Here is a 15,731-nt window from a genome sequence, read left to right on the forward strand (position 1 = left end):
TGAATTCTGTCAACGCCTGGCCATGGCCAGGACCTGGAACATCAAGCCGACGGCGATACCGGCCAACAGCGCCAATGCAGGCAGCTTGAAGACCAGGAACCCCACCAGCAGGACGCCGAAAACCACGACCCACTTGGCCACGATCGCAATGATCAGGCGAGCCATCGCCGATCCTGCGGCCACCGCACCGCCCCCCAGCGCCATCCTTGCCGCCACCCAGCCACCGGCCGAAATGGCCACACCGGACGCCAGCGCGCCGAGGGCGTATTTCGGACCGACCAGCAGGAAGGCCAGGGCCAGGACAGCGACCGCGGCCAGCGGGTAGACCGCGGCGCGCAGCATCAGTCGCCGACCCGCGTCAACGGAGTTCAGCACAGGACGTCCCGCGTGGTTGCAAGTGGAAGGCTGAGGCGGCTACAGCAGGGGGGCCTCATCGAGCCGCCAAATTATAGCAATGGGACAATTTGCGAGACAACCGCTGCCTGTTCATCCCGGGAAGCCGCAAGTTGCGGTAACGGTTACATTTTTGCGTACCACCCGGGGGACAATGACGTCCGCATGATGCTGCACCGCAGTATTGAACTTTGGTCGCAGGCGAGGAACTTTCGCCGGATGCGCGGGTCCGATCTTTCGACCTGCCTGCAGCATCCTCGTCGGCTCCACCCCGCAGGTCCCACGATGGCCCCGAAGCCCGTCTCCGGGGCCATCTTTTTGCATCGTCGCGACAGCACTGAACCGTGCACATGCCGTGGACCATACGTTCACGGATGGTGGACGGGCCTGTCCGGCACAGTGGTCTTCATTCTGATGAACCACTGCAAGGACTCTTCGATGCGCCCCGTACCCACCCTGCTCGCTCTCTCCCTGCTCGCCGCCGGCGCCTCGTTCGCCACCGCCGCCCACGCCGCCGAAGGCGACGACCGCTTTGCCCTGCGCCTGGGTGCGATGAACATCGACTCGGACAACACGCTCCGCGGCAAGACCAATGTCGCCGGCCAGGACATCGGCTTCTCCGAGGACTTCAAGCTGGGTGGCAAGGAGTGGGAGCCGCGCATTGACGGCATGTTCCGCATCAGCAACCGCCAGCGCCTGCTGTTCAACTATTTCAAGTACGACAAGGATCGCCGCGAGACCCTCGGCCAGGACATCTCCTTCGGTGACGTCAACGTGCCGTCCGGCAGCTTCGTCAAGGGCGAACTGAAGTACCAGGTGGCCAGCCTGGTCTATGACTACTCGGTGGTGGACACCGATACGTTCGACCTGGGCCTGCAGCTGGGTGCCGAGTACGCCAAGGTCAGCACCAAGGCCTACGCCGATCTGGGCACCGTGTACGAAGGCCAGTTCCTCAACGAGAAGACCGACGGCGTGGCGCCGGTGGTCGGTGCGCGATTGAGCTTCACCCCGTCCGAGAAGTGGATGATCACCCTGCAGGGCCAGTACCTCAACACGCGCTGGGGCAGCTTCGATGACTACAAGGGCGATCTGAGCCGCGCCAACGCCATCGTCGATTACCGCTTCACCAGGAACTTCGGTGTGTTCGCCGGCTACGACTGGTTCAAGCTCGATGCGGACAAGAAGGGCAGCGACGGCACCATCGGCCTGAAGCAGGAATTCAAGGGCCCGGTGGCCGGCGTCAGCTTCGTGTTCTGACACCCGCCCCTTCCACGGCATTCTCTCTCCTGGCGCGGCCTCCGGAACATCGGGGCCGCGCTTTTTTGTTTGCACGGTCAAGCAGAAGCGGGTTGGTCGAGCGCGGGGGGAGAGGGGGCTGCGTGCGAATGTCCCCCGGCGCCGGCCTGAGGCCGACGCCTCCTCCTTTACTTCGCACACAAGCCCCTCTCCCCCCGCGTATCAGGCATCCACGCGGCCTTTGCAGTGGCAGTGGCTCTACTTTCAGCAAGCCGAGCCGCTGCGAGCGGTGGCAGTTGCCGCAGATGCAAGCTGGGTCGAGCGCTGGAGGGAGCGGGGGCTGCGTGCGAATGTCCCCCGGCGCCGGCCTGAGGCCGACGCCTCCTCCTTTACTTCGCACACAGCTCCCGCTCCCTCCGCGTGTCATGCATCCAGGCGGCCTGAGCACCGACTCTCGACTTTCCGCAAGCCGAGCCGCTGCGCGGGTGGCAGGCATTTGGACAAAGTAAAGGAGGAGGCGACCGCCGCAGGCGGGCAACGGGGGACATTTGTCCAAATGCCTGCCACCCGCGCAGCGGCCCGAACGCTCGCAACGGCGTCGAACGAAGAAACAAAAAGCCCCGGCAGATGCCAGGGCTTTTCGTTCGTGAAGGCGCAGGCGCCTTACTTCTTCTTCGGCATGTACAGATCGGTGATCGTGCCGTCGTAGATTTCCGACGCCATCGCCACCGACTCGCTCAGCGTCGGGTGGGCGTGGATGGTGTGGCCGATATCTTCGGCTTCCGCACCCATCTCGATGGCCAGGCCGATCTCGGCCAGCAGGTCACCGGCATGCACGCCAACGATCGCACCACCGATGATGCGGTGGGTCTCTTCGTCGAAGATCAGCTTGGTGAAGCCCTCGGTACGGCCGATGCCGATCGCGCGGCCACTGGCAGCCCACGGGAACTTGGCCACGCCGACCTTCAGGCCCTTGGCCTTGGCTTCGGTCTCGGTCACGCCGACCCAGGCGATTTCCGGGTTGGTGTAGGCCACCGACGGAATCACACGGGCCACCCACTCCTTCTTGTGGCCGGCAGCCACTTCGGCGGCCAGCTTGCCTTCGTGCGTGGCCTTGTGGGCCAGCATCGGGTTGCCGACGATGTCGCCGATGGCAAAGATGTGCGGCACGTTGGTGCGCATCTGGCGATCCACCGGGATGAAGCCACGCTCGGTGACCTGCACGCCGGCCTTCTCGGCATCGATCTTCTTGCCGTTCGGCGAGCGGCCCACGGCCACCAGCACGCGGTCGAAGGTGCCCTGCGCCAGCGCCGGCGCCTGGCCTTCCTCGGCCGCCTCGAAGGTCACAGTGATGCCCTTGGCATCGGCAGTGACGCCCGAGGCCTTGGTCTTCAGGTGCACTTCGATGCCCTGCTTCTTCAGGCGGTCGGCGAGCGGCTTGACCAGGTCCTTGTCAGCGCCCGGCATCAGCTGGTCCATGAACTCGACCACGGTGACCTTGCTGCCCAGTGCGCTGTACACAGTGGCCATTTCCAGGCCGATGATCCCGCCGCCGACGACCAGCAGCGAGCCCGGCACTTCGGCCAGCTCCAGCGCGTCGGTGGAATCCATCACGCGCTTGTCGTCCCACGGGAAGTTCGGCAGCTTCACCGCCTGCGAACCCGCGGCGATGATGCACTTCTGGAAGCGCAGCAGCTGGGTGCTGCCGTCTGCGGCGGTGATCTCCAGTTCGTTGGCCGAGATGAACCTGCCGACGCCCTGCACGTTGCGGACCTTGCGCTGCTTGGCCATGCCGGCCAGGCCCTTGGTCAGCTGGTTGACGACCTTTTCCTTGTACTGGCGCAGCTTGTCCAGGGTGATGGTCGGCTTGCCGAACTCGACGCCGAAATCGCCGGCGTGGGCCACTTCGTCGATCACCGCGGCGGCGTGCAGCAGCGCCTTGGACGGAATGCAACCGACGTTGAGGCAGACGCCGCCGAGGCTGGCGTAGCGCTCGACCAGCACCGTATCCAGGCCAACGTCGGCGGCGCGGAAGGCGGCGGTGTAGCCGCCCGGGCCGGAGCCCAGCACGACCATTTCGCATTCGATGTCGGCCGGCTTGCCACTGGACAGCGCCGGCTTCGGTGCCACCGGCTCGGCCGGGGCGCGGTGCGAGGGGGTCACCGGCGGCTTGCTGGCCGGAGCGGCCGCAGCCGGAGCCGGCGCAGCGGCCTTGGCCGGGGCATCGGCGGCGCCTTCAGCGTCCAGCACCACGACCACGGCGCCTTCGGACAAGGTGTCGCCCAGCTTGACCTTGATCTCCTTGACCACGCCGGCCGCCGAGGACGGCACTTCCAGGGTGGCCTTGTCCGACTCCAGGGTCACCAGGCCCTGGTCCTTCTTCACCGTGTCGCCGACGGCGACCAACACTTCGATCACCGGAACATCGCTGTAATCGCCGATGTCGGGAACCTTGACTTCAATCGTGGCCATGGTGGTTTTCCTTGTGCCCGGCCGGCAGGGCCGGCGGGCTGTCACTGCATCTGTTCACGCGGCCGCGCCAGGGGCAGCGGCCGCACGGTGGGGGCGAAGCGATGCCTTACAGCAGCACGCGGCGCATGTCGGCCAGCACCTGCGACAGGTACGTGGTGAAGCGTGCGGCCAGGGCGCCGTCGATGACGCGGTGGTCGTAGCTCAGCGACAGCGGCAGCATCAACTTCGGCGCGAACTCCTTGCCATTCCAGACCGGCTGGATGGAGGACTTGGACACGCCCAGGATGGCCACTTCCGGTGCATTGACGATCGGAGTGAACGCGGTGCCGCCAATGCCGCCCAGCGAGCTGATCGAGAAGCAGCCGCCGCTCATGTCGGCCGGGCCCAGCTTGCCGTCGCGCGCCTTCTTGGCCAGCTCGCCGGTTTCCTGCGCGATCTGCACCACGCCCTTCTTGTCCACGTCGCGGATGACCGGCACGACCAGGCCGTTCGGCGTATCGGCGGCAAAGCCGATGTGGAAGTACTTCTTCAGGGTCAGGTTTTCGCCGCTGGCATCGAGCGAGGCGTTGAATTCCGGGAACTTCTTCAGCGCCGCGGCGCTGGCCTTGATCAGGAAGGCGAGCATGGTCAGCTTGATGCCGGCCTTCTCGTTCTCCTTGTTCAGCGCCACGCGCAGGGCTTCCAGGTCGGTGATGTCGGCCTGTTCGAACTGGGTGACGTGCGGGATCATCGCCCAGTTGCGGGCCAGGTTCGCGCCGGAGATCTTCTTGATGCGCGACAGCGGCTGGACTTCGGTCTCGCCGAACTTGCTGAAGTCGACCTTCGGCCACGGCAGCAGGTTCAGGCCACCGCCGGCAGCGACGGCAGCACCACCGGCAGCCGGCACACCACCGCTGAGCGCGGCCTTGACGAACTTCTGCACGTCACCCTTGGTGATGCGGCCGCCCTTCTCGGTGCCGTTGATCTGCAGCAGGTCCACGCCGAGCTCGCGGGCGAACACGCGCACCGCCGGGGTGGCGTACGGCACCTTGGCCGGCAGCACGCCATCGGCGTTGAACTGCACCGGCGGGCTGGACGGGGTGCCGGCCGAAGCGATCTCGCGCGCCGCCAGCTTGTCCGGCTGTGCCGGCACAGCGACCGGCTCGACCTTGGTGGCGGTCTCGGCGGCAGCCGGAGCAGCGGCAGCCGCCGCCTTGGTCGGTGCCGGCGCGGCAGCGCCTTCGGCCTCGATGATGGCAACCACGTCGCCCTGCGACAGGTTGTCGCCCACCTTGACCTTGATCTCCTTGACCACACCGGCCACAGACGACGGCACCTCCATCGTGGCCTTGTCGCTTTCCAGCGTGACCAGGCCCTGGTCCTTCTTGACCGTGTCGCCGACGGCGACCAGCACTTCGATGACCGGGATGCCGGCGTAGTCGCCGATGTCCGGCACCAGCGCTTCCACTGCGCCACCGCTGGTGGCCGGAGTGGCCGGAGCGGCCGCCGCAGCAGCGGCCGGGGCCGGCGCGCTCTGGGTGGCGGCAGCCGGGGCGGCAGCCGGGGCGGCGGACTTGGCCGGTGCCGGCGCGGCGGCTTCGCCTTCGGCCACTTCGATCAGCGCCACGACCTTGCCTTCGGACAGGCTGTCGCCCACCTTGACCTTCAGTTCCTTGACCACGCCTGCCACCGAGGACGGCACTTCCATGGTCGCCTTGTCGCTTTCCAGCGTCACCAGGCCCTGGTCCTTCTTGACCGTGTCGCCGACGGCGACAAGCACCTCGATTACCGGGATATCGCTGTAGTCACCGATATCGGGGACAAGTGCTTCCTTGATTTCGGCCATGGGGATAACTCCGGCAATCTGGTGTAGGGAAACGTCTATTGTGCGGCCAGCGGGGTCCAGCGCCAACCGTTACAGGTGTTTTCAGTACGCACGCAGCCGGGACAGGCTGTTGCCCACGGGTCCCGGCCGCGACCAGTCGGTAGCGTATTGTCCGGACGATGTCCGCTTCATGTCGCCAGTGCGTCTGCAACCGGCTGCCAGGCCTGGCGCAGGCGCGGCAACGACCACGCCGCATTGGCCGGGCTGGTCGAGGGCAATGCAACCACCTGTGGCGGGGCCTCCAGCTGCGGCAGCACCCAGCGCTGGAACGCCTGCCATGATGCACCGCCATTGCAGCCGATCAGCGTCAGCTCAGGCAACGTGGCGATCAGTTCCGGCAGTGCATTGGCCACTTCCGTGCCACGCACGATGTCCGCATCCAGGCTGCCTCGACGCTCGCAGCGACCGATCACATCCCACAGACCGATGCCCGCGGCATTCAATGCCTGCAGCCGCGCGGCGTAGGCCAGATCCGCCTCGAAACCACAGATGTCGGCCATCAGCGGCCAGAAGCGGTTGCGCGGATGGGCGTAATAGCGCTGCTCCTGCAGGGACGCCACGCCCGGCATCGAGCCCAGCAGCAGCACCCTGCACTCCACGTTCACCTGCGCTTGCAGGCCGATGCACAACGTTGCTGTGCTCACATCTTCTCCAACTGCATGAATGTCACCGAGCGCCAGAAACCCCATGAATAAAGGCGTTCCGTACCCGTCGCTGAACAAGGAAAACTATTTTTTAACGTGCGTCGGATTCGATTCATGTTGGGGCGACTACGGTGTGCTCGCCCCGCAACCGGGGGCCCAAAACAAGAAACATTAGGAGATACCCCCATGCGCTCCATCCGTATCCTGAGTCTCGCCCTGCTGACCTCCGCCGCCTTCGCGCCGGCCGCTTTCGCCCAGGACAGCAGCAGCACCGACACCGCGTCGGGCAAGCATTTTGCCGTTGTTGGCGGCATCTCGCTGCTGGAACCGAAGAACGACCCGATCTCCGGCGTGAAGAAGACCGATGGTGGCCCGGCGCCGACCGTCAGCTTCAGCTACTACATCAACGACAACTGGGCCGTTGAACTGTGGGGCGCCGCTGACAAGCTCGACAACAAGTTCAAGGGCCCGAACAACGCGCGCCTGGGCTCGGTCGAGCAGCAGCCGGTCGCGCTGAGCGGCCAGTACCACTTCGGCCAGGCTGACAACGTGTTCCGTCCGTTCGTGGGCGTCGGCTACTACCAGTCGAGCTTCAGCAACGAGAAGCTGGGCAACGGCGCTGACACCGACATCCGCTTCAAGGATGCCAAGGGCGTGATCGGCACCGTCGGCGTCGACATGAACATCAACTCCACCTGGTTCGCCCGTGCTGACGCCCGCTACATGCGCGCCCGCCCGGACATCAAGGTTGGCGGCGAGAAGATCGGCGAAGCCAAGATGGATCCGTGGACCGTCGGCTTCGGCATCGGCGCCCGCTTCTGATCCGGGCTGCACCTGCTTCACTGATGCAACGCGACGGGCCCTTCGGGGCCCGTCGTCGTTTCCGTCACCGGCGTTCTGCGTGTAGAGCCGAGCCCGCGCTCGGCTGCTTTTTTGTAGAGTCGAGCTTGCCCGGCTGACCCGGAAAGCAGCCGAGCATGGGCTCGGCTACAGACACAGGACGCGGAGACACGATGGACGACGTCGACCTGCTGGTGATCGGTGGCGGCATCAACGGTGCCGGCATCGCCCGTGACGCCAGCGGCCGCGGCCTGCGCGTGCTGCTGTGCGAGCAGCACGACCTGGCCGCGCATACTTCCAGCGCCAGCAGCAAGCTGATCCACGGCGGCCTGCGCTACCTGGAACAGGGCGAGCTCGGGCTGGTGCGCAAGGCGCTGGGCGAACGCGAGGTGGTACGCCGGCAGGCGCCCCATCTGGTCCATCCATTGCGCTTTGTGCTGCCGTGGGAACCCCATCTGCGCCCACGCTGGATGCTACGCGCGGGACTGTGGCTGTATGACCACCTGGGCCGTCGCAGCCCGGCATTTCCCGCCTCGCGCGCCCTGGACCTTCAGCGCGATCCGCTCGGCCCCTGGCTCTCGCCGGATCTGCGGCAGGCCTTCAGCTACGCCGACGCGCAGGTCGATGACGCGCGACTGGTGCTGCTCAACGCCCTGGATGCCGCGCAGCGGGGCGCACAGGTGCGTGTGCGCAGCCGCTGCATCGACCTGCAGCCCTTGCAGGGCCGGTGGCAGGCCGTGCTGGAATCCGCCGATGGCCAGCAGCAGGTGACCGCGCGCGCCGTCGCCAATGCGGCAGGGCCATGGGCCGGCGACCTGCTGGAACGGATGGAGGCACGCAGTGGCGGCCCCGCGCTGCGGCTGGTACAAGGCAGCCACATCGTCCTGCGCCGGCCCTGGCCCGATGACAGCGCGTGCCTGCTGCAGCAACCCGATGGACGCGTGGTGTTCCTGTTGCCCTTCGCCCACGACCACCTGCTGGTTGGCACCACCGACACCGACTATCGCGGCGACCCGGCGCGCTGCAGCGTGCTGCCTTCAGAGGTGGCGTACCTGTGCGAAGCGGCCAATCGCTACCTGCATGAACCCATCGCGCCGGAAGATGTGGTCTGGCAGTTCGCCGGCGTCCGTCCGCTGCTGGCTGATCCCGATCCGCGCGCGGCAAGACTCAGCCGCGATTACCGCCTGCAGCTGCAGGTGGACCCGGCACCGGCACTGCATGTGCTGGGCGGCAAGCTGACCACCTACCGGGTGCTGGCCGAGGAAGCGCTGGAGCTGCTGCGGCCCGCCCTGCCGCAGATGGGAGCGGCGTGGACAGCAAACGGAGACCCGCTGCCAGGCAGCGACTGGGGCGACGCCGCGCAGGCGGGCGCGCATCTGCAGGTATCGGCACCCTGGTTGCCCGCAGGTATCGCGCGACGCTGGGCCGGGGCCTATGGCAGTCGCAGTGCGGAACTGCTGCAGGGGGTACGGGGCCTGCGCGATCTTGGCGAGGGGTTTGGCGGCGGTCTGCATGCCCGGGAAGTGGCCTTTCTGCGCGAGCATGAGTGGGCGCGCACTGCCGAGGACGTGCTGTGGCGAAGGAGCAAGCTGGGGTTGCGGCTGGACGCTGCGCAGGTGACACGGCTGCAGGCGTGGATCGAACACTCCACTCTGTAGAGCCGAGCCATGCTCGGCTGCGTTGTGCAAATGCAGCCGAGCATGGCTCGGCTCTACAGAGAGAAAGGTAAGTTACCCTGACCGTTCTACCGGAGACGCTGCATGACGCCCCGCTACGTGCTGGCCATCGACCAGGGCACCACCAGTTCGCGCGCGATCCTGTTCGACCGTGCCGGCGACATCATCGGCAGCGCGCAGCGCGAGTTTGCACAGATCTTCCCGCAACCCGGCTGGGTCGAGCATGACCCGCGCGAGATCCTCACCAGCGTCTATGCCACGCTGACCGAACTGCTCAGCCGCGGGCAGATCGACCCGCGTCATATCGCCGCACTGGGCATCACCAACCAGCGCGAAACCACCGTGGTCTGGGACCGTGCCACCGGCCAGCCGATACACAACGCCATCGTCTGGCAATCGCGGCAGAGCCACGCCATCTGTGAACGCCTGAAGTCCGAAGGCCATGAAGCGCTGATCCGCGAGCGGACCGGCCTGCTGATCGATGCCTATTTCTCTGCGACCAAGGTGCGCTGGATCCTTGACCACGTGGAAGGTGCGCAGCAGCGCGCCGAACGTGGCGAGCTGCTGTTTGGCACCATCGACAGCTGGCTGGTGTGGAACCTCAGCGGCGGCCAGGCGCATGTGACCGACTACAGCAACGCGGCGCGCACGCTGTTGTTCAACATCCACACGCTGGACTGGGATGACGATCTGCTGGCCCTGCTCGACATCCCGCGTGCGATGCTGCCGCAGGTGCGCGACTCCAGTGCGGTGTACGCACACACCCGGCCGCAGTTCTTCTTCGACCACCCGATCCCGATCGCCGGCATCGCCGGTGACCAGCAGGCCGCACTGTTCGGCCAGGCCTGTTTCCAGCCGGGCATGGTCAAGAACACCTATGGCACCGGTTGCTTCATGTTGATGCATACCGGCGCGCAGGCGGTGCGGTCGCGCAACGGCCTGCTGACCACCATTGCCTGGGGCCTGGAGGGGCGCGTGGAGTATGCGCTGGAAGGGTCGATCTTCATCGCCGGCTCGGTGGTGCAGTGGCTGCGCGACGGACTGCGCATGATCGAACGCGCCAGCGACAGCCAGGCACTGGCCGCGCAGGTGCCCGACAGCGGCGGCGCCTATCTGGTGCCGGCGTTTGTCGGCCTGGGTGCGCCCTATTGGCGCAGTGATGTGCGCGGTGCGATGTTTGGATTGACCCGTGGCACGCGCAAGGCGCACTTCGTGCGCGCCGCGCTGGAAGCGATGGCCTACCAGACCCGCGACGTGCTCGATGCCATGCAGTCCGATGCCGCTATCGCACTGACTGAGCTGCGCGCTGATGGCGGTGCGATCGGCAACGACTTCCTGGCCGGCTTCCAGGCAGACATCCTCGGTGTGCCGCTGCTGCGGCCGCGGTTGACCGAAACCACCGCGCTCGGTGCGGCCTATCTGGCCGGCCTGGCCGTCGGGTTCTGGTCCAGCCGCGAACAGATCGCTGCACAGTGGGGCCTGGACCGGCGCTTCGAGCCACAGATGGAGGTGTCCCGGCGCGAGAAGCTGTATGCGGGATGGCAGCAGGCCGTGGCGGCTACCCTCGCCTTCCACGTCGATTGAAACCGCGCCCCCCGTCCTGCTGCGACATCTGGGTTGACCCTGTGGAGCCGAGCCATGCTCGGCTGCCGTTGTTGGGGCGCCGCAAAAAAGCAAAGCCGAGCATGGGCTCGGCTCTACAGGGAAGGCAGTATCGACCAAGGTCGACACCCACCATTCAAATCAACAGATCAGCCGCAATCAGAACGCCGGCAGCACCGCGCCCTTGTACTTGGTCTCGATAAAGGCCTTCACCTGCGGGCTGGTCAGGGCGTTGGCCAGCTTCTGCACACGGGCGTCGTCCTTGTTGTCCGGGCGCGCGACCAGGAAGTTCACGTACGGCGAATCCTTGCTCTCGATCGCCAGCGCATCCTTGGTCGGGTTGAGGCCGGCGTCCAGCGCATAGTTGGTGTTGATCAGGGCCAGATCGACCTGGTCCAGCACGCGCGGCAGCATCGCCGAGTCCAGCTCGCGGAACTTCAGGTTCTTCGGGTTGGCGGTGATGTCACGCTGGGTCGACAGCGCGTTGGCCGGGTCCTTCAGTTCGATCACGCCGGCCTTGTGCAGCAGGATCAGCGCGCGGCTGTTGTTGCTCGGATCGTTCGGGATCACCACGTCGGCACCGTCGCGCAGCTCGGCCAGCGACTTGACCTTGCGCGAGTACGCACCGAACGGCTCGATGTGCACGCCGATCACCTTCACCAGGTCGGTCTTGCGGTCGCGGTTGTAGGCATCCAGGTACGGCTCGGTCTGGAAGTAGTTGGCGTCCACCTGCTTCTGCACCAGCTGGTCGTTGGGCTGCACGTAGTCGTTGAATACGCGCACGTCCAGGTCCACGCCTTCCTGCTTGAGGATCGGCTTGACCACCTCGAGGATCTCGGCATGCGGCACGGCCGTGGCGGCCACCACCAGCTTCTGCGAGGGCTCGCCAGACTTGCCGCAGGCGGTCAGGGCCAGCGCAGCGGCGAGCAGGGACAGCAACAGGGTCTTCTTCATGGGGGACGGGGTTCTCGGGGGGAGTGTCAGGATTTTTCGTAGTTGCTCAGGGCCAGCTCAAGCAGCGCCTTCGCCTGCTCGCGCAGCATGATCGGCTCGATGATCTCGGCATCCGAACCATAGTGCAGCACGTCCATCAGCAACTCTCGCGAGACGCTGTACGGCACCTTCAGTTCGTAGCGGCCATCGGCCAGGAAACGACCCTGCTGCTTGGAATGCCAGTGCTCGTCGGCCACCCAGCGCGCAGCCTTGGCGCTGAACAGGATGGTCGCCCAGCCCTTCGGCGCACCCGAAAAAATGCCATAGCTGGCGCCGAGCTGCTCGTCCAGCTCGCTGTCGGCGACATCGCGGGCGGCATTGTCGATTACCCGTGCCTTGTGGATGCGGTCCACCGCGAAACTGCGCAGCGCCTCCCGGTCATGGTCCCAGGCATCCAGGTACCAGTTGTCGCGATAATGGGTCAGGCGCTGCGGCGAGACGGTGCGCTTGGTCGGCTCGTCGGTGGAGCGGGCGCGGTACTCGAACGCCAGCTGGCGGCGCTCCAGCACCGCCGAGGCCACGCTGCGGAAGCTGCCTTCGTCGAACTTGCGGCCACGGTGCGGAATCACCCGCACGCGGTCGACCGGCCAACTGGAAACACCGGCCTGCGCCGCCAGCAGGCTCTCGATGCGCTGCTGCAGCGGCGCCAGCACCGACGACAGCACGCCGCCGCCGGTACGCGCCAGCAGGTGCTGCGAGGCCAGCAGGGCATGCAGCTCCTCCGAGCTGAGCCACAGGCCGGGCAGCTCGAAGCGGTCGCTCTCGTCGGCCTGGTAGCGGAAGCCGGCCTCGCCGTCGCCCTCGATCGGTGCCATCAGCGCATCGCGCAGGAAGGCCAGGTCGCGATAGACGGTGGCACGGGAACAACCGAGCTTGTCCTGCAGGGTCGCCACCGTCACCGGATAGCGCGCGGACTTGAGCAGACGATGCAGGGCGGTGATGCGTTCGTATCGGTCCATACCCCCGATTATGTCCGAGTCGCGGGTCTTGTGTGGAACGTTTGGGCTATCGTGGTCGCCCCCACCCCATGGAATGCCCGATGCGCCGGTTGCCTGCCCTGTCCCTGCTGGCCTGCCTGCTGCTGGCCGCCTGCGATCGCGCGCCGGCGCCGGCGGGCACCGGGGCCCCGGTACCCGCCGCCGATCCGGCACAGGCGGTGCTGGGCGCCAGCCAGCGTTTCGCCGCCCTGCGCAGCTTCCACGCCGAACTGGAGGTGCTGGGCGCGCCGCAGCGGGTACGCAGCGCCATGGACTTCGTTGCACCCGACCGTTTCCGGGTGGAGACCCCGGCCGGGCCGCAGACCATCATCGGCGACACCCTGTTCCTGCAGGCCGACGGTGCGATCCGCCAGGTGCCGGCCCCGCCCGGCCTGCTCGAGCAGTGGCGCAACCCGCTGCCCGCCGACGCCCTGCCCGCCGACCTGAAGGCCGAAGACCTCGGCAGCCAGGCGCTGGACGGGGTCGAGACCCGTCACTACCGGCTGCGCGGCAGCCAGCCCGGCGAACGCCTGGAGTACTGGGTGGATGCCCAGGGCCTGCCACGCCAGATCGTGCGCAGCGGCAGCAGCAATGGCCGCAGCTTCCAGCTGCGCCTGCGCTATTCGCGCTTCAACGACCCCGCATTGCGTGTCGATCTGCCCTGAATAGGCGATCGCGGCAACGTTCGCTGAAGCACGCTTTGGATCGATTCGGACCGCCATCACGCTTCCAGTATCATCACCGGCTGTTAACCGTTCCGGAGAAGCCTCGATGTCCCTGCGCGTGTCCCTGCTGATCCCCCTGCTGCTGTGTGCGCCGCTCGCATACGCGCAGGATGCCTCCGAACTGGCGGCGATGTCCTCGCCGTGGAGTGGCAGCGGCGGCGAGCTCGGCTTTGCCTCGGCACGCGGCAACAGCAGCACCGAGAGCTTCAACGGCCGCCTGCGCCTGCGCTACACCGACGGCGACTGGGTGCACAGCATGGACCTGTTCGGCCTGCGCTCCAGCTCCAAGGTGACCGAGACCAACGACGACGGCACCACCACCCGCCGCAGCAACACCACCGCCAACCGCTACACCGGCAGTGCGGGCAGCGCGCTGCAGCTGGGCGAGCACCGCCAGCTGACAGCCACGGTGCGTACCGAGCGCGACGACTTCGCCACCTACGACCGCCAGAGCTCGTTCGGTCTGGGTTACGGCACCCGCCTGTGGAACACCGAGCGCTTTTCGTTCGACGCGCAGATCGGCCCCGGCGTGCGCCGTACCCACAGCACCGAGGATGACCGCACCCGTACCGGCATGATCGGCCGTGGCCTGTTCGACCTGAAGTACTCGCTGACCGACAACACCGACCTGGTGAACACGCTGCTGGTCGAGTCCGGTTCGTACAACACCTTCGGCCAGAACGACTTCGGTGTCTCGGTGAGCATGAACGAGCACCTGGCGCTGAAGGCCGGCTGGCAGGCGCGTTACAACAGCGACGTCGCTGTCGACAAGCGCAAGACCGATACGCTGACCACGATGAACGTGGTCTACAAGTTCAAATAAGCAGAACGGGCGCCCAGGGCGCCCGTTCTTCTTCCGGTAGTGCCGGCCGCTGGCCGCGGCACTACCTGCGATGGCTCAGACGTTCAGCAGTTCGCCAGCACCATCGTCCAGCAGCAGCTTCGCCACCTGCTGGCCCAGCGCTTCCGGATCGCGGGCCGGGCCCACCGCTTCGGCACGCACGGCGCGGCCATCACTGGCGCTGCCGACCAAGCCCTGCAGGTGCAGGTCGTCGCCCTGCCACTGCGCGATCGCCGCCACCGGCACGTGGCAGCTGCCATGCAGCGCGCGGTTCATGGCCCGCTCGGCTTCCACGCAAGCGCGCGTGGCGGCGTCATCAAGCGTGGCGAACAGCGCCATCAGGCGCGTGTTGCCTCCGTCACACTCTACCGCCACCGCGCCCTGCGCCGGCGCTGGCAGCCACTGCGGCGGTTGCAGGCGCGCGACGATGCGCTCGCCCAGGCCCAGGCGCTCGAGGCCGGCCACCGCCAGCACGATGGCGTCGTAGCCACCGTTGTCGAGCTTGGCCAGGCGAGTATTGACGTTGCCGCGCAGGTCCAGCAGTTCCAGGTCCGGGCGCAGCGCGCGCAGCTGGGCCTGGCGGCGCAGCGACGAGGTGCCGACCCGCGCGCCGATCGGCAGCGCGTCCAGCGAGACGTACAGGTTGGAGACGAAACCATCGGCCGGGTCGTGCCGGGTCAGCATCGCCGGCAGCGCGAAGGGCGCGTCCAGTTCCATCGGCACATCCTTCAGCGAGTGCACGGCGCAGTCGGCCTCGCCCCGCAGCATGGCCAGCTCCAGTTCCTTCAGGAACAGGCCCTTGCCACCGATGGCGGCCAGCGAGCGGTCCAGCACCTCGTCACCGCGGGTGCTCATCGGCACCAGTTCGACGTGCAGGCCGGGGTGGGCCTGGCGCAGGCGGTCGGCGACGTGTTCGCTCTGCCAGAGGGCGAGCGGGCTCTTGCGGGTAGCGATGCGGACAGTTTCCATCACTCCATTATCGCGCCTTCGGCGCGGATACGGCCAACGGCGGAGCCCCTCGTGGCTGGCTGGGGGGCGTGAAAGCAACAGCCGTGCTTGGCCGGGCGGGATGGACTGCGCAGGGGCCGCTGCAAGTACGTCCATGTAAGCTCGGTCGCCGCATCCATGCGGCTCACGCCCCTGCGCAGCCCATCCCGCCCGGCCTCTGACAGTTTCCGTGTGCGCCAGCCACGGAAGATCAAAAGAAAGGAGCAGAAGCAAAAGCAACAGCCGGCGGCTTCCGGGGTCAGATCCCTTTTCCGCAGGAAAAGGGATCTGACCCCTCTTTCCAAGCCAACAACACCAAAGGTCTTGCTGTCCGACGCAGTAGACAACGAGAGGGTTGGGCCGGGGTGGGGGCGCGGGACCGTTTGATCTGGCCCCCCGTCAGCGGACGCCAAGAAGCGATACTTTGATCGCACTTGGAGGTCCCTTATGTCCCGTATCACCCGTCGTAGCTACACCGATG

At 66.7% G+C, this 15,731-nt stretch carries 13 protein-coding genes; 6 read left to right on the forward strand and 7 right to left on the reverse strand.

From position 1 onward, the window contains the following. Positions 1-9: 9 nt before the first annotated feature. Positions 10-375, reverse strand: coding sequence for a hypothetical protein (locus tag AC2A1N_RS16340; RefSeq protein WP_014648497.1), 366 nt, complete (start codon positions 373-375; stop codon positions 10-12). A gap of 456 nt (positions 376-831) precedes the next feature. Here AC2A1N_RS16340 and AC2A1N_RS16345 point away from each other — a divergent pair, with 456 nt between their 5' ends. Continuing rightward, a complete protein-coding gene (locus AC2A1N_RS16345; RefSeq protein WP_061479888.1) occupies positions 832-1,650 on the forward strand; it encodes a hypothetical protein in 819 nt (272 codons plus the stop codon). Between the two features lie 642 nt (positions 1,651-2,292). Here the strand turns inward: AC2A1N_RS16345 and lpdA are convergent. The 3 genes from lpdA to AC2A1N_RS16360 all read right to left on the reverse strand — a co-directional run bounded on the left by lpdA (position 2,293) and on the right by AC2A1N_RS16360 (position 6,609). Next, entirely contained in the window at positions 2,293-4,101 is a 1,809-nt protein-coding gene (gene lpdA, locus AC2A1N_RS16350; RefSeq protein ID WP_065178009.1) for a dihydrolipoyl dehydrogenase, read from the reverse strand. A 106-nt stretch (positions 4,102-4,207) separates the two neighbouring features. After that, positions 4,208-5,926 (reverse strand): dihydrolipoyllysine-residue acetyltransferase, encoded by a 1,719-nt coding sequence (gene aceF / locus AC2A1N_RS16355; RefSeq protein ID WP_242893603.1) that lies wholly within the window; start codon positions 5,924-5,926, stop codon positions 4,208-4,210. Positions 5,927-6,093: 167 nt separating this feature from the next. Continuing rightward, complete coding sequence (locus AC2A1N_RS16360; RefSeq protein ID WP_061479890.1) at positions 6,094-6,609, reverse strand: DNA-deoxyinosine glycosylase; 516 nt, start codon at positions 6,607-6,609, stop codon at positions 6,094-6,096. Between the two features lie 186 nt (positions 6,610-6,795). Here AC2A1N_RS16360 and AC2A1N_RS16365 point away from each other — a divergent pair, with 186 nt between their 5' ends. From AC2A1N_RS16365 to glpK, 3 genes are all read left to right on the forward strand, one after another. Further along, the gene (locus AC2A1N_RS16365) at positions 6,796-7,431 is read left to right on the forward strand and encodes an OmpW/AlkL family protein (protein WP_484372875.1); all 636 of its coding nucleotides are present in this window, start codon (positions 6,796-6,798) and stop codon (positions 7,429-7,431) included. Positions 7,432-7,622: 191 nt separating this feature from the next. Next, positions 7,623-9,107 carry a glycerol-3-phosphate dehydrogenase gene (glpD, locus tag AC2A1N_RS16370; protein ID WP_180871157.1) on the forward strand — a complete coding sequence of 495 codons (1,485 nt, stop codon included), beginning with the start codon at positions 7,623-7,625 and terminating at the stop codon, positions 9,105-9,107. A gap of 102 nt (positions 9,108-9,209) precedes the next feature. Then, complete coding sequence (gene glpK / locus AC2A1N_RS16375) at positions 9,210-10,709, forward strand: glycerol kinase GlpK (RefSeq protein WP_061479892.1); 1,500 nt, start codon at positions 9,210-9,212, stop codon at positions 10,707-10,709. A gap of 177 nt (positions 10,710-10,886) precedes the next feature. On the opposite strand, the gene AC2A1N_RS16380 is transcribed toward glpK, so the two are convergent. Both AC2A1N_RS16380 and AC2A1N_RS16385 read right to left on the reverse strand, forming a co-directional pair. Then, positions 10,887-11,681, reverse strand: a complete 795-nt coding sequence (locus AC2A1N_RS16380) for a MetQ/NlpA family ABC transporter substrate-binding protein (RefSeq protein WP_242894445.1) — start codon at positions 11,679-11,681, stop codon at positions 10,887-10,889. Positions 11,682-11,707: 26 nt separating this feature from the next. Then, positions 11,708-12,679, reverse strand: coding sequence for a helix-turn-helix transcriptional regulator (locus AC2A1N_RS16385; RefSeq protein ID WP_061479894.1), 972 nt, complete (start codon positions 12,677-12,679; stop codon positions 11,708-11,710). Positions 12,680-12,759: 80 nt separating this feature from the next. Between AC2A1N_RS16385 and AC2A1N_RS16390 the strand changes: the two genes are divergently transcribed. Both AC2A1N_RS16390 and AC2A1N_RS16395 read left to right on the forward strand, forming a co-directional pair. Then, positions 12,760-13,362, forward strand: coding sequence for a DUF2092 domain-containing protein (locus tag AC2A1N_RS16390; protein WP_242894447.1), 603 nt, complete (start codon positions 12,760-12,762; stop codon positions 13,360-13,362). A gap of 106 nt (positions 13,363-13,468) precedes the next feature. Further along, positions 13,469-14,245 (forward strand): DUF481 domain-containing protein, encoded by a 777-nt coding sequence (locus AC2A1N_RS16395; protein ID WP_049413237.1) that lies wholly within the window; start codon positions 13,469-13,471, stop codon positions 14,243-14,245. 75 nt (positions 14,246-14,320) lie between these two features. Here the strand turns inward: AC2A1N_RS16395 and hemC are convergent, their stop codons facing one another. Next, entirely contained in the window at positions 14,321-15,232 is a 912-nt protein-coding gene (hemC, locus tag AC2A1N_RS16400) for a hydroxymethylbilane synthase (protein WP_242894450.1), read from the reverse strand. Positions 15,233-15,731: the final 499 nt, after the last annotated feature.

This window comes from Stenotrophomonas maltophilia group sp. SKK55, assembly GCF_057179845.1.

What these genes read in the sequence shown, in the direction of transcription:
- AC2A1N_RS16380 (WP_242894445.1), bottom strand. Translation starts at nt 11,681, where the DNA reads ATGAAGAAGACCCTGTTGCTGTCCCTGCTCGCCGCTGCGCTGGCCCTG.
- AC2A1N_RS16390 (WP_242894447.1), top strand. Translation starts at nt 12,760, where the DNA reads ATGCGCCGGTTGCCTGCCCTGTCCCTGCTGGCCTGCCTGCTGCTGGCC.
- AC2A1N_RS16345 (WP_061479888.1), top strand. Translation starts at nt 832, where the DNA reads ATGCGCCCCGTACCCACCCTGCTCGCTCTCTCCCTGCTCGCCGCCGGC.
- hemC (WP_242894450.1), bottom strand. Translation starts at nt 15,232, where the DNA reads ATGGAAACTGTCCGCATCGCTACCCGCAAGAGCCCGCTCGCCCTCTGG.
- AC2A1N_RS16385 (WP_061479894.1), bottom strand. Translation starts at nt 12,679, where the DNA reads ATGGACCGATACGAACGCATCACCGCCCTGCATCGTCTGCTCAAGTCC.
- AC2A1N_RS16395 (WP_049413237.1), top strand. Translation starts at nt 13,469, where the DNA reads ATGTCCCTGCGCGTGTCCCTGCTGATCCCCCTGCTGCTGTGTGCGCCG.
- AC2A1N_RS16365 (WP_484372875.1), top strand. Translation starts at nt 6,796, where the DNA reads ATGCGCTCCATCCGTATCCTGAGTCTCGCCCTGCTGACCTCCGCCGCC.
- glpK (WP_061479892.1), top strand. Translation starts at nt 9,210, where the DNA reads ATGACGCCCCGCTACGTGCTGGCCATCGACCAGGGCACCACCAGTTCG.
- glpD (WP_180871157.1), top strand. Translation starts at nt 7,623, where the DNA reads ATGGACGACGTCGACCTGCTGGTGATCGGTGGCGGCATCAACGGTGCC.
- lpdA (WP_065178009.1), bottom strand. Translation starts at nt 4,101, where the DNA reads ATGGCCACGATTGAAGTCAAGGTTCCCGACATCGGCGATTACAGCGAT.
- aceF (WP_242893603.1), bottom strand. Translation starts at nt 5,926, where the DNA reads ATGGCCGAAATCAAGGAAGCACTTGTCCCCGATATCGGTGACTACAGC.